The 16266-nt window shown below is 39.3% G+C and carries 14 protein-coding genes; 8 read left to right on the top strand and 6 right to left on the bottom strand.

The window, feature by feature from the left end; genetic code table 11:
• The first annotated feature begins 6 nt into the window (after positions 1 to 6).
• From QZR90_RS01580 to QZR90_RS01600, 5 genes are all read left to right on the top strand, one after another.
• On the top strand, positions 7 to 465 hold the full coding sequence (locus QZR90_RS01580; protein ID WP_295788022.1) for a MarR family winged helix-turn-helix transcriptional regulator: 459 nt from the start codon (positions 7 to 9) through the stop codon (positions 463 to 465).
• A 69-nt stretch (positions 466 to 534) separates the two neighbouring features.
• Positions 535 to 1722 carry an MFS transporter gene (locus QZR90_RS01585; protein WP_295788300.1) on the top strand — a complete coding sequence of 396 codons (1188 nt, stop codon included), beginning with the start codon at positions 535 to 537 and terminating at the stop codon, positions 1720 to 1722.
• 65 nt (positions 1723 to 1787) lie between these two features.
• Positions 1788 to 2759: a peptide-methionine (R)-S-oxide reductase MsrB gene (gene msrB, locus QZR90_RS01590; RefSeq protein WP_295788023.1), complete on the top strand. Its 972-nt coding sequence runs from the start codon at positions 1788 to 1790 to the stop codon at positions 2757 to 2759.
• A gap of 549 nt (positions 2760 to 3308) precedes the next feature.
• Entirely contained in the window at positions 3309 to 4796 is a 1488-nt protein-coding gene (locus QZR90_RS01595) for an aldehyde dehydrogenase family protein (protein ID WP_295788026.1), read from the top strand.
• A gap of 111 nt (positions 4797 to 4907) precedes the next feature.
• A complete protein-coding gene (locus QZR90_RS01600) occupies positions 4908 to 5759 on the top strand; it encodes a hypothetical protein (RefSeq protein ID WP_295788027.1) in 852 nt (283 codons plus the stop codon).
• A gap of 215 nt (positions 5760 to 5974) precedes the next feature.
• On the opposite strand, the gene QZR90_RS01605 is transcribed toward QZR90_RS01600, so the two are convergent.
• The 6 genes from QZR90_RS01605 to QZR90_RS01630 all read right to left on the bottom strand — a co-directional run bounded on the left by QZR90_RS01605 (position 5975) and on the right by QZR90_RS01630 (position 12036).
• Complete coding sequence (locus QZR90_RS01605; RefSeq protein ID WP_295788029.1) at positions 5975 to 6634, bottom strand: radical SAM protein; 660 nt, start codon at positions 6632 to 6634, stop codon at positions 5975 to 5977.
• Positions 6621 to 6959 carry a 6-carboxytetrahydropterin synthase QueD gene (queD, locus tag QZR90_RS01610; RefSeq protein ID WP_295788033.1) on the bottom strand — a complete coding sequence of 113 codons (339 nt, stop codon included), beginning with the start codon at positions 6957 to 6959 and terminating at the stop codon, positions 6621 to 6623. Before queD ends, QZR90_RS01605 begins: the two co-directional genes overlap by 14 nt.
• Before the next feature lie 330 nt (positions 6960 to 7289).
• Complete coding sequence (locus QZR90_RS01615) at positions 7290 to 8519, bottom strand: LL-diaminopimelate aminotransferase (protein ID WP_295788036.1); 1230 nt, start codon at positions 8517 to 8519, stop codon at positions 7290 to 7292.
• A 608-nt stretch (positions 8520 to 9127) separates the two neighbouring features.
• A complete protein-coding gene (locus QZR90_RS01620; RefSeq protein WP_295788039.1) occupies positions 9128 to 9916 on the bottom strand; it encodes a hypothetical protein in 789 nt (262 codons plus the stop codon).
• Between the two features lie 19 nt (positions 9917 to 9935).
• The gene (locus QZR90_RS01625; protein WP_295788042.1) at positions 9936 to 11384 is read right to left on the bottom strand and encodes a cell wall metabolism sensor histidine kinase WalK; all 1449 of its coding nucleotides are present in this window, start codon (positions 11382 to 11384) and stop codon (positions 9936 to 9938) included.
• Positions 11356 to 12036 (bottom strand): response regulator transcription factor, encoded by a 681-nt coding sequence (locus tag QZR90_RS01630; RefSeq protein ID WP_295788044.1) that lies wholly within the window; start codon positions 12034 to 12036, stop codon positions 11356 to 11358. Before QZR90_RS01630 ends, QZR90_RS01625 begins: the two co-directional genes overlap by 29 nt.
• Positions 12037 to 12684: 648 nt before the next feature.
• On the opposite strand from QZR90_RS01630, the gene QZR90_RS01635 reads away from it, so the two are divergent.
• Genes QZR90_RS01635 through QZR90_RS01645 form a run of 3 tightly spaced genes read left to right on the top strand, consistent with a single transcriptional unit; the run spans position 12685 to position 16239 of the window.
• Positions 12685 to 14403: an FAD-binding protein gene (locus QZR90_RS01635; RefSeq protein ID WP_295788048.1), complete on the top strand. Its 1719-nt coding sequence runs from the start codon at positions 12685 to 12687 to the stop codon at positions 14401 to 14403.
• A 1-nt stretch (position 14404) separates the two neighbouring features.
• Complete coding sequence (locus QZR90_RS01640; protein ID WP_295788050.1) at positions 14405 to 15361, top strand: succinate dehydrogenase/fumarate reductase iron-sulfur subunit; 957 nt, start codon at positions 14405 to 14407, stop codon at positions 15359 to 15361.
• Positions 15361 to 16239, top strand: coding sequence for a CoB--CoM heterodisulfide reductase iron-sulfur subunit B family protein (locus QZR90_RS01645; protein WP_295788053.1), 879 nt, complete (start codon positions 15361 to 15363; stop codon positions 16237 to 16239). The genes QZR90_RS01640 and QZR90_RS01645 overlap by 1 nt, the downstream gene beginning before the upstream one ends.
• Positions 16240 to 16266: the final 27 nt, after the last annotated feature.

A 16266-nucleotide genomic window follows, 5' to 3' on the forward strand; every position in this document is an offset into this window, starting at 1 on the left:
CGGACGATGAACGATATTACTAATAGAGATGATTTAGCTCTACGCAATCAATTATGTTTTCCTCTATATGCCTGCGCCAAAGAAATTGTACGGGCGTATCAAACATTATTGGATCCTGTGAATCTAACCTATACACAATACATTGTGATGATGGTTATGTGGGAACATAAGGAAATGAATGTAAAATCCTTGGGTGAGTATTTATATCTCGACTCAGGAACATTAACACCTTTACTCCGCAAAATGGAGGCTAAAGGATTTTTAACACGCACTCGTTCGAAAGAGGATGAACGAACTGTGATTATTTCCCTTACAAAAACAGGGGAAGCCTTAAAGGAGCAAGTAGCTCATGTGCCAGGTGAAATGGCAAATATTGTAGAAATTACTGAAGATGAGTATCAAGTGATGTACAAATTATTGTATAAAATGCTCGCGCGTTTAACTGGGCGTGCACAAAAAGTTTAGGGACTTAGGAACTCTCTTCGATTGTAAGAAAGAAGGTATAGAGTGACAACGACTAATACGATGGGTGGTATGAGGAATGTATGGATTCTAACAGCCTGTATGACATCCTTAGCGATTTGTTATACCATGTTAGTACCATTCTTACCTTTGTACTTATTAGAATTAGGTGTAAGTGAAGACAATGTCGCTATGTGGTCGGGGGTAGTATTCTCCATTACCTTTTTAGTGGCTGGGATAATGGCTCCTATTTGGGGCCGTATGGCTGACACGAAGGGCAAGAAAATCATGGCCATTCGGGCCGGTATTTTCATCGGTATTGCCTATGCTTTGACTGGCTTTGTAGAGACTCCTTGGGAGCTCTTTGCAACGCGGGCACTCATGGGCTTTGCCAATGGTTTTATGCCAGCGGCCATGACGATGGTATCTTTAAGTGTGCCAAAGGAAAAAACGGGCACTGCGTTGGGTATTTTCCAGACAGGCCTTATTATCGGCAATGTTATTGGGCCATCCTTAGGTGGCATGATCGAAGCTGTAGTGGGCATGCGTCCTGTATTTGTTATTGCCGGCGTGGTACTATTTATTGCCAGTGCGGTGGTCTATTTCTTTGTTAAAGAGCCTGAAATCCAGGATGCACCATCAGTGGAAACATCGTCCTTTAAGGAGGATTGGGCCTTTGTAAAATCACGTCCTGTATTAGTAGATTTGCTTTGGTTATATTTTATTATGCAGGCCGCGATCTTAATGTTACAGCCAATTTTGGCTCTCTATGTAGGCCATATGCAAGGCACTATGGAAGGGGCTGCCCTATTATCCGGTATGATTCTTAGTATTGGTGGTATAGCCGGTGCTATTACTACTAATATTTGGTCTTTCTTCGGACAGAAAAAAGGCTATTTTAGAGCGGTGTTTTTCGCGCTTTGCGGTACAGGTTTATTCTTATTGATGCAAAGCTTCCCGCTTGGCATTATGTGGTTTGGTAGCTTACAAGTACTAGTAGGCTGCTTTATTGTAGGGGTAAATCCTTTGTTAAGTGCCGCCGTAGCACATTATACAGAGCCATCATTTAGAGGCCGCGTCTTTGGGATGACGACTACGGCCAACCAGTTTGGCTGTATGGTAGGACCATTATTTGCTAGTGGTGTTACTACGATGTTCGGTATTCGCTATGTATTTTTAATTACTGGCGTTTTATTGATGGTAGTGGCTTGGCTAGTGTATAAGCGCCGGGTTCGTACTAGTAGTGAAGCTGTAGCATAGAGCTAAAAGAGCAAATTAAATGAGTAAAAAAAGAGAAATAATTTGAGAGCATAAGGAGGTTTCAAATGAATATTTTATCCGTTGTACCTAATGAAAAAACGATATATGTAGCAGGCGGTTGCTTTTGGGGTGTAGAAGCATATTTTAAACAAATCGCTGGTATTTTGAGCACAGAGGTGGGCTATGCAAATGGTAAAACTGAGCGCCCTACTTATGAGCAAGTATGTCATGAAGATACGGGCCATGCAGAAACAGTGAAGCTTGTATACGATAGTCATCGCATTTCGCTAGAAGAAATTGTACTTCACTTGCTTCGCATTATTGACCCTACATCCTTAAATAAACAAGGTGGCGATGTAGGCACACAATATCGCACTGGTGTATACTATGTAGACGAAGCTGATAAAGCAAAGGTAGAGCGTCTATTTAAAGCAGTTGATCCTAATAATACATTTGTAGTAGAAATCTTGCCATTGGATCAATTCTTTGATGCGGAAACATATCATCAAGATTATTTAGATAAAAATCCGACAGGGTATTGCCATGTGCAACTTCATAAAGCTAAGGAACCATTACTTGGTGTTCCTGCGTATGTGAAAGAAGATGCAGAAGCTCTTAGACAACGCATTGGCGATGAAGCCTATGAAATTACTCAAAATGAAGATACAGAGCGCCCATTTACGGGAGAATATGATGATCATTTTGAACGCGGCATCTATGTAGATATAGTATCTGGTGAACCATTGTTCTTATCTACTCATAAATACAATTCTGGCTGTGGCTGGCCTGCATTTTCTCGCCCTATTGTGGCCAATGCAGTAACTTATGAAAAAGATAATTCCCTTAGCCGTGAACGCATCGAAGTGCGCAGTGCACATGGTGACTCGCATTTAGGTCATGTATTCCCAGACGGCCGTCCTGATATGGGTGGCTTACGCTATTGTATTAATAGTAAATCACTTCGCTTCGTAAAAGCTGAGGATATGGAAAAAGAAGGCTATGGCCATTTGATTCCATTACTTGATGAAGAAGCGTAATGTATTTTTCTAGAGCTTCGCTTGTATAATGAGTTTTATCTTCGCAAAGTAGGCTCGATTTAAGTTAGTTGTGGATACTGGCATTAGCTGTATAGCAAATGACTGATAATGAATATACATACCGAGTTCAGTTATGCGAACTTAGAAATAGCGTAAAATTAATGAAATTTGGTATCTATACCAAAAATGCATATGTTACAAAGAACAAAGTACAAATGTAATTTGTAAAGAGACAAAGAGAAGCCTCTCCAATAAAGCCTTTTGTGGCCTAGTTGGAGAGGCTTTTTATATATTTCAAGTATACTGATTTGGCATGAATACAAAATACTTAGGGTAATTTGATTGATAAATTTTACCAAAGAGCGTATACTCTTATTCATAGGATATAGAAAAATCTCGAACTAGTAATGTAACTAGCTATATAGGCTATACCTATTTTAGAGTATGACTCACAAATAAGAGAAAATGAAGGCTTAAAGATAGCACAATGGGCTGTTACTTTGAGCAAGAACATGCTATTAACCGAAGTATTTTACAGGAGGTAACACTATGGCATTACAATTGAAAGAAAAATACGGCTTACTAATTAACAATGAATGGCGTCCAGCAAGTGATGGACAAGAATATAATGCATATAATCCTGCCACTGGCGATGTACTCGCTATTTGCGCAGAAGCGACTAAAGACGATGTAGATGCAGCAGTAGAAGCAGCGACTGAAGCGTTTAAAACTTGGAAGAAAACTTCCATTCAAGAACGCTCCAGCTATTTATTGAAAATCGCTGATGCACTAGAAGCAAAATTAGAGCATTTTGCTCAAGTAGAAACGTATGACAATGGTAAACCAATTCGCGAAACTCGCGGTATTGATATTCCATTTGCCATCGACCATTTCCGTTATTTTGCAGGCGTAATTCGCGCTGAAGAAGGCTCTGCACAACAATTAGACGGAGATACTTTATCTTTAATTCTCCATGAGCCAATCGGCGTAGTAGGCCAAGTTATTCCTTGGAACTTCCCATTCTTAATGGCTGCTTGGAAATTAGCACCAGCATTAGCAGCAGGCTGTACTGTAGTTATTAAACCATCTAGCCATACGTCCTTAAGCTTACTTGAGTTTGGCGATATTTTAAAAGATATTCTACCAGCTGGCGTAGTTAATATTATTACTGGTAAGGGCTCCAAGTCTGGTCAATTCATTCTTGATCATCCTGGTTTTGCTAAATTAGCTTTCACTGGTTCTACTGATGTAGGTCTTAATGTATATAAAGCAGCAGCTAAACATTTGATTCCAGCTACATTAGAACTTGGTGGTAAATCTGCTAATATCTTCTTTGAAGATGCTAAATGGGATATGGCTATGGAAGGTGCTATGCTTGGTATCTTGTTCAACCAAGGTCAAGTATGTTGTGCTGGTTCCCGTATTTTCGTACAAGATACAATTTATGACAAATTCGTAGCTGATCTTGCGAAACATTTTGAAAAAGTAAAAGTTGGCCTTCCTTGGGAAGATGATACTCAATTAGGGGCTCAAATTTACGAAGGTCAAACTGCTAAAGTATTAGAATATGTAGATATTGCTGAAAAAGAAGGCGCTCGTGTTCTAGCTGGCGGTAAACGCATTACTGAAGGCGAACTTGGTAAAGGCTGCTTCGTACGTCCAACTCTTATTGTAGATGCTACTAACGATATGCGTGTGGCACAAGAGGAAATCTTTGGCCCTGTAGCTGTAGTTATTAAATTCCACAGCGAAGAAGAAGTCATTAAAATGGCTAATGACAGCGAATTCGGTCTTGGCGGCGGCGTATGGACTCGCGATATTAATCGCGCTATCCGCGTGGCTGAAGGCGTTGAAACTGGTCGTATGTGGGTTAACTGCTACAACCAAATCCCAGCAGGGGCTCCATTTGGCGGCGTAAAACAGTCTGGTATTGGCCGTGAAACACACAAAGTGATTCTTGAACATTACAGCCAAAAGAAAAACATCATTATCAACCTTAGCGAAAAACCAACTGGTTTATATGATGTAAAAGACTAATTATATAAGTATTTCTTTTGAAATATAGTATAATAGAGGCAATGAGGATGAAAGTCCTCTTGCCTCTTTTGTATTTAGTCATATTTTAATATAGTTAAAGGAGATTAGGTCATGGCGAATCAACATATAAAACAATTAGTGCGTGTAGCATTAGGAGCCTCTTTGTTGGGGGCGCTTGTAGTAGGCCATACATTAGCAGCCACTGAGTTCACAGAGCTACCTGAGCGTGGACAGATGACGCGGATTATTAAGGCTTATGAGGAACCAGTGACACATGGGACAGCTCAGCTTACACATCCACGAGCTACACAATATAAGGATATTACCCTTAAGATTTTATTCCCTATGAATAATCCTAAAGATTATGATAAAATGCCACAATATGATGGTTTTCCTGTAGAAATTCCTAGTTTTGCTAAGGATGTACAGATTTACTATGTGCCTCAATACTTAAAATCTGGTGCTGTAGGCGAAGTTAGCTTTAGTGGCAGTCGTCAAGATATGGCACCGTATGTAGCAGAAGCTAAGGCTTTGGCCATTGATTCAATGACACTAGGAGAAAGTCGCCACGTATATATTCAATTAGAGCCAGAATCTAATATGGATTATGCTTTAAGCGCACGCGAGTTAGTGTTAGACTATGACATACGCCGCACAGATAGTCTTAAAAATTTAGGTACTGTACCAGAATTTGTAGCGCCATTGACTGAAAAGTTGAGTGCTATGCGGCTTAAAAATGGTGAAGCTTCAGGAACCACTCTTGCTTTATCAGAGAAAGAAAATAGAAAATTGCAAAAACAAGTGTTAGGCTACTACTCCTATGAGTTTAATTCTGTAAAAGTTCCTGATGACTACAATTTGTATATTTTCAATGTCGGTGGTGTGACTGATCATCAAGTCATGACTGGTGCGTTAGTGAGCCCTGACGAAACAAAAATTATTTATTTTTATAATCAGCGCTAAGGCCGCTTTATATGGTTAGCAAGTATAAAATTAAAATAAATATAAATTTAATCAAATACAAAGCTAAGGTAAAGTTAGAGTGTGTCTGAATTGAGCTCTTGTACACAAGAGTTATTGCATACAAGAGTTGCTGCACATAATTAAAAAAAGCGCCTAAGCCATATCTAGAGAACTAGTCTTTAGATAGGCTTAGGCGCCTTTTATTATGGAAACTATTATACACCCTTTGTGTCAGGGTCCCAAATAAATTTGTGAATTTGTAATTGAAGTCGAATCATTTGTAATTGATTCTTCAACAGATAATCGACAATATATTTTGGATCAATTTTGCCGAACACAGGGGATACAAAAATATGTCCCTTTGGCTGCTTGGCTAGGACTAATTGCTTCATTTTATCTAGGTCTTTAGGTGAAGACACAACAAATTTTAGCACATCTTGAGGCTCGATTTGCTCCAATAAGCGCGGATGCATATCTTCCTCGGCAAGTGAATCAGGACATTTGTAATCGAATGTATAGATTACATTATCATAGCGAAAGGGAGCTAAAATAGAGCCATTAGTTTCAATATTAAACTCGTATGGTCCCCACGGCGTTCTATGCTGACTCATTGTTGTAATTAATTCTTCTACGGCTTGTGCTTGTAATAAAGGCTCGCCACCAGTAATGGTAATGTAGCGATTGTTGAAGGCTTTGAGCTGTGTAATTACCTCGTCTAAGCTCATGGTGTCATAGCTTACATCATCGCCGTAGCTATAAGTTGTATCGCAGTATACGCAGCGCAAATTGCAATCATAGAGCCGTAAAAAAGAGCAAGGGAATCCTTGACGAATTCCCTCTCCTTCGATGGAGCTAAATAGCTCAATCACGTTCATAAATAGCCACATTCCCTTCTGACTCTTGCACAACTACTTTGAAACATTTTTCGCCTAATTCGTCAGCAATCCATTTAGCCATATTCTCCGCTGTAGGATTAATATCGCCCATAATATCATTAATGTGACGATGGTCTAAGCGCCCATGGATAGCTTCTTTGATGTGACCGAAGTCAATAACCATGCCATTGTGGTTAAGCTCTTTAGCGCGGGCGTAAATATGCACAATCCAGTTGTGTCCATGAAGGCGTTGACATTTGCTTTCATAGTCGAGTTTTAATTGGTGAGATGCGCTGATTTCTAATTTTTTAACTACTGTAAACATGTATACCTCTTTTATCTTATGAAATAGTATATTATCTTAATTTCATAGTTGTATTCGGTCTTTATAGGCTAGATAGCCCAACCTAATATAACTATAATAATTGCATTGAATACTAAAATCATACCATGTTATAGGGTAGTGGGACAAGAGTTTGAGGTTAACTATATTGAAAAATTTATATATAGATATTGTAGTAGCTTTGTAAACGCTTATACACTAAATATAAACATTGCTTTGTAAAAAGATGTTTTGATAATTACTTGTGTGCTACTAGGTTATCAAGCTATTAAGTTATTAGACTATTAGGCTTGAAACAGAGGCATTAGTGTATTAGAATTGTAGACTTTTTATGCGTTCAATGGCTTTGACAGTGTTTTCACGACTTCCAAAGGCAGTAAGTCTTAAGTAGCCTTCGCCGCAAGGGCCAAAACCAGAGCCTGGAGTACTTACGATGTGAATTTTTTCTAAGAGTAGGTCGAAAAATTCCCAGCTCGTATAACTAGCAGGTACTTTAAGCCAAATATAAGGCGCATCAGTGCCACCAAATACGGTAAGGCCAATAGATTCTAATCCTTCGCGAATGAGGCGCGCATTTTCTTTGTAGTAGGCAATAGCCTCTTTAGTTTGAGTCTGCCCTTCTGGCGTATAAACGGCAGCCGCAGCGCGTTGTACGACATAAGGTACGCCATTAAACTTAGTACTTTGGCGGCGATTCCAAAGTGGATTGAGGGCTACTTGTTCACCAGCTGAATTTTTAATTTTTAACTCTTTAGGAATTACTGTATAGGCGCAGCGAGTGCCAGTAAAGCCTGCCGTTTTAGAGAAGGAGCGAAACTCTAGGGCTACTTCCTTAGCGCCTTCGATTTCAAAGATTGAATGAACTGTATCTTCACTGCTAATAAAGGCCTCATAAGCTGAGTCGAAGAGAAGAACTGCTTCATTAGCTTTGCACCAATCAACCCACTCTTTTAGGCGTGCTTTACTTAATACAGTACCAGTCGGATTATTAGGGCAGCAAAGATATACTAGATCAACTGGCTTAGACGGAAACTCAGGGGAAAAATTATTTTCTGCATGGGTTGGCAAATATACGATGTTTTCAAAAATACCATCTACGGCCTGTCCAGAACGCCCACCCATTACATTGCTGTCTAAATAGACTGGATATACAGGATCTGTAATAGCCACCGTATTTTCAGGGCTGAAGAGCTCTTGGATATTGCCACAGTCGGACTTAGCTCCATCTGAGATAAAGACTTCGTCTAAGTCGATTTGTATGCCACGTGTTTTATAATCATGGTCAACAACGGCTTGGCGTAAAAAATCATAGCCTTGTTCAGGACCATAGCCGCGGAAGGTTTCAATGTGGCCCATTTCGTCCACCGCTTTGTGCATAGCATCAATAACAGCTGGCGCTAATGGCAAGGTAACATCGCCGATGCCTAAGCGAATTATGTCAGCTTGGGGATTGGCCTGTTGGAAATCACTTACTTTGCGAGCGATAGTGGCAAATAAATAGGAACTTTGTAAATTAGAATAATTTTCATTAACTAAGGCCATAGTTATATCCTCCTTTGATTTATGAGAGTATTTTTTAAAAATAAAATAAATATTAATTAATTGATTTTAATGGTCTTGTAGTACCACTTGATTATAGTTTGAATTTGCAGTGATTTTGCTCGTAAAATTCAAGATTGATCTCATTTATATCTAGATGTAGCCTATAATCTATCAATATAAATATTCTATAGAATTTTAACTGTAAATACAATAAAAAGTTTAGCTACATGCATATCAATTTATGATGTTCGTCTTTTTATTTTTGCATAATACTATAGAATTTATAGGCTTAAATAAAAAGAAAAACAGGAATCCGGGGAGGGATTCCTGTTTTTCTTGTAAGGGGAGTGTTAGTGTTAATCAAATGAAAAAATTGACTACCTATATCAGCTGAACAGGGAGAGCTCAGGATTGATATAGTTCCCTGTAATCAATAATAAGAGGTATGCTGAATGGGGTATCAGCGATACCATTCATTTGATAATATCAATATAATCCATCAAGATGAATTCAAAATGAATTACAGGGTAAATTATAAATTATTTTTTTTAAATGGAAAATCGCTAAGAATACAGTTAGTATAATGCTTTATTAAATGCCCTATACAATTAATATACATTAGATTTTATAATATGACCATTAACTCCATCAATAATTAACTCATAGGTTAGGCCGCTGCTTTTTGCGAATATATGATATAAAGGATGCTTTTTAAACTCCCCTGGTGGAGTGCGACTAAAATCATTTTCCGGTAAATGTGGTGGTGGTCCTAAATGGATTTCACCACTAGCCGATGTAGCCCCCGTTTCTTGTTCACTAGCATTTGCCGTGGAGGACATATTATTAGCTTCAGTCGCAGCTGATGTATCGCCAGATGTGGTAGCATCCTTACTGGCCGCCATTTTATGCTGTGCACTTCGACGTATATTTTGTGCGTCTGGCGGCATTTGGATAGGCGGTAAGGATGTATCGCTATTCTTATCTTCTGGCAGATTACTTTGTCCCATATTCTCTGCTGTAGTAGCTTTGTCCTTATTTATAGGCGGTTTGTTAGTAAACATAGGGGGCATTGGTAGGTCTTCAAAGGTGATGAGACCAATTTTAGTAAAGCGTAATTCTTCTAGTGGCACACCCGTATTAATGGCGGCAATTTCTTTGATTTTATCTTCACTAAGTATTGTTAATTGATTATTTTTAGCCTGTGCTCTTACCATTTCGGTCCGCGCATTGACGATGCGCAAGCGCTCTTGGGCTTGGTAATAAGTATATACATTGTATATAGCAACACCAATTAACACAATCACTAATCCAATGCCGATAAGACGATAAAATGGCTTCTTAGGCGAAGTCTCATCATCATGGGGGCGAGAAAAGGGATTAAAGCGAAAAAAAGTCATGTAATATCCTTTCTGTTATTTATGCATCGGCCGCAGGAAAATCTAGGATAAAGCTAGTAGATTCACCTGGAATACTCGTAGCAGTGGCTTTGGCATTGTGTAATTTAACAATATTATGGACGAAGTATAAACCAAGTCCTAAGCCTTGCTCAGAGCTTTTAGTACGGGATGGATCTACTTGGTATAGTCGATCCCAAATCTTATTTAAATCGTCTTGGCTAATACCGGCACCATTATCTGTAACAAGCACTTTGATTCGATCATCTTCTTTTACTAATTGCAAGGAAATGCTATCGTTAGTAAATTTAATGGCATTGTCGATTAAGTTGCCGACGGCGCGTTTTAAAAATGGTAAATTGCCTATTAAGGATAGATTAGGCTCAATATTAGTGGTGAGTTTAATGTTTTTGTCTTCGCAAATACGGACATAGCTTTTGGCTACATCTTCCATAAGCTGACTCATGGAGAGAGGCTCTTTCTTTATGCTCTCCATATTATCTAAGCGGGCAATATCTAAGAGCTGTGTTACCATGGCAGTCATAAAGCGACTTTGCTGGAAAATATGCTCAAAGCTTTCCTTCGCTTCTTCAATAGATGCTATATAAGAGCGGCCATAATCGCTTTCTGCTTGAATGACCGCAATTGGCGTGCGAAGCTCATGAGATACGTCAGAGCTGAACTGTTTCTCTCGTACTGATGAATTTTCTAAGCTAGCCAGCATAGAGTTAAAGGTGCGTGCTAAGGAAGAAATTTCATCATAAGTTTCTATCGGTGGCTTAATGCGCTTCGATAAGTCTTGCTCCTTGCCTATATCAGACGCAGTTTTTGTGAGCAAGCGTATTGGGCCTAAGCCGCGCTTAATAAGCCAATAACCACCAACGGCTCCGACGATGAGGAAGGTCATACCACCTAGTAAGAGGGATATGAGCATAATATTGGTGGTGCGACTCACAGAGGTGGCAGGAAGTACACCGCGTACCCAACCATGGAAGGCAGGATCACTAATAGGTGAGTCATAATAATAGAATGTGGAATTGCGTACGGTCACCTCCGAAATATGATGTGGTGACAGCATGCTTTCTGGCGGGAATCCGTCAGGAATAGCCCCTTTTACAGCGACCCCATTTTCCGTGTAAATAACAGTAAATACACCATCTTGGAAGGGCCTAAAGCGAGATAGATTATCGGCTGAATTGATTACACGAGATTGCAAGGTGCTGCGCATTTCCGAATCCTCCCAAAGTTGAGTGAATTGCAGAATAAATACGCTGAGCATGAGCAACATGAGTAATAAAAAGATAGAATACCAACCGGTAATTTTGATAGATAAAGGCAATCGTTTAAATGGATTAGAATAATTGCCTTTTTCATCCTTGCTAAAAAAAGCTTTGTAAAGCGCTGAATAAGCTGTTTGATGAGGCGCGTCGGATTTTGATTGATTACTCTTCTTCTTCAACTTTGAAAACATAGCCTACGCCTCGAACTGTTTGAATTAGCTTGGACTCATTGGCTACGTCTAACTTTTTACGCAAATCTTTAATGTATACGTCGATCAAGTTGGAATAGCTTTCGTAATCATACTCCCATACATGGTCTAAAATCTGTTGACGTGATAGCACAATGTTTACATTGCTCGCTAAATAATAAAGTAGAGCAAACTCTTTAGCAGTTAAAGTCAATTTGTGACCAGCTAATGTGGCAGTATGACTTTGGCTGTTGATGGTCAATGGACCGGCTACTAAGTCATTGTGTGCGTGATTATTGCTACGGCGAGATAAGGCGTAGATGCGGGCTACTAATTCTTCAAACTCAAATGGTTTTACTAAATAGTCGTCACCGCCAAGATTGAAGCCTTTTAATTTATCTTGAAGGGCATCTTTGGCTGTTAAGAATAAAACAGGCGTTTTATTGCCTTCGTTGCGAAGATGTTTTACTACAGTGAAGCCATCCATCTTTGGCATCATTACGTCCATAACGACTACATCATAGCTAGAGGTATTTAAATAGTCTAATGCTTGCTCCCCATTATAGCAACAGTCAACTGTCATCGCTTCCACGCGAAGGCGTTTGGCGATGATATTATTCAGCATTTCTTCGTCTTCAACAAGTAAAATTTTCATAGAACCACTCCTTAGGAACTCATAATAATGTACATTATACAATAGGGCTATAAACGAATATAACAAATAGATATAGGGGCATATGTACTAATTTTATTTTAGTAATATAAAACCTATATCTACACGTTACTTTATTACTATTATAATATTACGCAAAAAAGTAATAAAGTAGTATCATTAAATTTGTGAGCAAAGTATAACTTAAGGGTATGAACTATATGTGAAGAGATAACTTAAGGGTATTAAAAATTCGATAACTGAATAATTTCAGATGCAAAAAGGGTATACTGGACAAAGAATCTTCGATATAGTTCGGTACTATGAATTAGAATATTGAAATGAATTATCGTTTAAATAGAAGAGACAAATGTATAAATCCTGACAAAAATATTTTCACTTAAGATTATTCATAGAAACTAAGGGGATTTGTCATAAATAATGAATTAAAACCTCCTTCAAAATAGGGGGATTTAGAAAATGATAAAAATTATCAATTATGAACAAACTCTCTAATTATGCAAAATAGATTTTGGACAAAAACCTTATAAAAACGTTATAATTACTGTAACAACTATGGACTTGGTGCTTGTAGGTATAGGCATCAATAATAAGACTGTAGGTAGTAGGTACAATTTTTAGGAGGTAAGTATGGAACAATTTGATGTTCTAGTAATAGGCAGTGGCGGAGCTGGCCAACGTGCAGCTCTTTATGCAGCTCAACAAGAAGGCTTACGTGTCGCTCTTATTACAAAGATTTTCCCAAGTCGTTCGGCTACAGCTATGGCACAGGGCGGTATTAATGGGGCACTTAAAAACGTAGCTAAAGATGATACTGTTGAAGATCATATCTTCGATACCATCAAAGGTAGTGACTATTTAGCTGACCAAGATGCTGTTGAATTCTTCATCAGCCGTTGCCCTGAATGTATTCGTGAACTCGATTACTTTGGCGTACCTTTCTCTCGTACTGAAGAAGGTAAAATTGCACAACGTAATTTCGGCGGCCAAGCGTATCCACGTACTTGTTACAGTGCTGACAAAACAGGCCATGTAATTTTGCATACTTTATACGAACAATGCTTGAAAGAAAATGTATACTTCCTTCAAGATTGGTACTTATTAGACATTGTAAAAGCTGATGATGGTTCTGTAGGCGGCGTTGTAGCGTGGAACATGAAAGAAGGCCGTGTAGAAAAAATCGCAGCTACTGCAGTAGTTATTGCTACTGGTGGGGCTGGTCGTATGTACTGGACTCGTACATCAAATCCATATCTTTCCACTGGTGATGGTATGGCTGCTAGCTTCCGTGCAGGTTGTGCCTTAAAAGACCCTGAAATGGTACAATTCCATCCAACTGGTCTTGGTAAGAGCGGTATTCTTATGTCTGAAGCGGTTCGTGGTGAAGGTGGTTACCTTCTTAACAATAAAGGCGAACGTTTTATGAAAAACTATGCACCTAGCAAAATGGAACTTGCTCCTCGTGACGTAGTAGCAAAAGCTATTGAAACGGAAATCGCTGAAGGCCGTGGCTTCGGTACTGGTCTTGACGCATATGTAGTAGCTGATGTTCGTCATTTATCTAAAGAAACAATTCTTGAAAAACTTCATGGTATCCGCGACTTGGCGATTACATTCGAGCATGCGGATCCATTAAAAGAACCAATTCCAATTCGTCCAACTTGTCACTATTCCATGGGCGGTATTGATGTAACTGACTATAAAACTTGTGGTACTGTAGTACCAGGTTTATTTGCAGCTGGTGAAGCAGCTTGTGTATCTGTGCATGGTGCTAACCGCCTTGGTGGTAACTCCCTTGCAGACGCTGTGGTATTCGGTAAAATCGCTGGTGAAGGTGCTGTTGACTATGTTCAAAATAACAGCGCTAAAGATGCTCAAAAAGCTCTTGATGAAGCTGCCGCAAGCTGGGAAGCTCGCTTCTCAGAAGTAACTGGTCGCAAAACTGGTCGTCCAATTGCTGAAATCCGCGATGAAATGGCTCTTTCCATGTGGAATAATGTAGGTATTTTCCGCGAAGAAGCTAAAATGGAAGTAGCTCTTGAAACCTTGAATCGCTTGATTGAAGAATACAAAACTTGCTATGTTGGTGATACTAGCCGTACGTTCAATATGGCCTTCGTAAACTATCTTGAAGTAGGTAGTTTATTGACAGTAGCTAAAGCGGTAGCGCTTGGTGCTATTCGTCGTAAAGAAAGCCGTGGTAGCCATCTTCGTGAAGACTATACAAAACGTGATGATGCTAACTTCTTAAATCACACTCTTGTAACTTTAAAAGAAGACGGAGAATACGAAGTGGGTCAAAGTGAAGTTGTAATTACCCGCTACGAACCAAAAGAAAGGACGTACTAAGATGAGACAGATTACTTATAAAATCCATCGTTATAACGAAGGTCGCTCCTATGTACAGACCTATTCCTTTGATTATGAACCAGATCGTACAATTCTTTGGGGCCTTCAAAAAATAAAAGATACTATTGATCCAACTTTGACTTTCATCGCTGCTTGCCGTAGTGCTGTATGTGGTGCTTGCTCCATTAAAGTTAATGGTCAAGCTATGCTTGGTTGTGAAAGCAAAATTGACGATATTACAGAACGTTTTGGTAGCGATACAATTGAAATTGCGCCAATTGGCAATTTTGATGTTATCCGCGACCTTGCTGTTGACTGGGAATCTAAAGTAAATCGCCTTAAATCTGTGGCACCTTGGATTTTCATGAAACCTGAATTCAACCGTGAAAGTGGTGCTCGTCAAACTCCAGCTGATTTCAAAAAATTCGTTATGAACACAGAATGTATCCTCTGCGGTTGCTGTGCTTCTGAATGTAATAAATTATCTGCTAATCGCGAAGACTTCCTTGATCCATATGTGTATACTAAAGCGAATCGCTTCGTTGAAGATTCCCGCGATGCAGCACCTATGGCGCATGTGAATCCTGCATTTGAAAATGGCCTTTGGAAATGCGTTCACTGCATGAACTGTATTTCTCGTTGTCCTAAACATTTAAAACCAGCGAAGGATATTTCTGAACTTCGTGCTGTAGCAACTCGCGCTGGTCTTGTTAATAAAGGGACTCGCCATGCCATTGCGTTCAAACAAGATCTTGAAAAAACTGGTCGCTTGAATGAAGTAACAATGAGTTTAAAAACAGATGGTGTAGTGGATTCTGCAAAACAAGCTTTCTACGCAATGCGTTTATTTGCTCATGGCAAAATCAATCCAATGGATATTCTAATCCCTCACAAACCAGTCGATGGTATTAAGGATGTTCGCACCATTATTAAGGCAGCAGAGGAGGCAGAACGATAATGAAATACGCATTTTTCCCTGGTTGCGTACTTGAAGGTGCAGCCAAAGAAGATTTTATAGCCACTGTTGCGGTTGCTAAAAAGTTAGGCATTCAAATTGAAGAATTAGAAGGTTGGACATGCTGCGGTGCATCTCATGTACAAGACATCGATCCGCTCGTAATATTATCTACCAATGCTCGTAATATTGCATTAGCTGAAGCACAAGGTGTGCAGTTAATGACTGTATGTAACACTTGTACTTTAATGCTCCGCGAAGCTAAAAATGAACTTGATCAAGACGAAGTGCAACGCGCACGTGTTAACAATATTTTAGGTCAAGCTGGTTTGCGCTACAAAGGCACTAGCGAAGTAACTCATTTCTTATGGGTATTGATTCGCGATTATGGTTTGAACAACTTAAAAGCTAAAGTTGTTAAACCTCTTCATGGCCTTCGCGTAGCTGAATACTATGGTTGTCATTTACTTCGCCCTGCTGAAGAGCTCGGCTTTGAAGATTTCCAAATTCCAACTAGCCTTGCTGATGTAATTAAAGCTATTGGTGCGACTCCAATCGACTTCTCTCGCAAGCTTGATTGCTGTGGTTTCCATGCTGTATATCCAGCTCATGACTCCGTTATGAAAATGACCGGTACTATCAATGCTGATGCAGCTAAAGAAGGGGCAGATTGCGTAGTAACACCTTGCCCACTTTGCCAAATGCAATTAGATATGTTCCAAAAAGAAGCTAAACAATATGTGCCTAGCGACAAAGATATGCCTATTATTCATATGAGCCAATTAATTGGCCTTGCTTTAGGCATTAGCCCAGACGAACTTGGATTGAATAAACGTCATATGACTAGCACAAAAGAATTAACACGTTTTATCGGCGCTTAATATTTATTTCGCTTACCTAATGGCCCG

This window comes from uncultured Veillonella sp., assembly GCF_900545795.1.
In the GTDB taxonomy this organism is placed as follows: Bacteria; Bacillota; Negativicutes; order Veillonellales; family Veillonellaceae; genus Veillonella_A.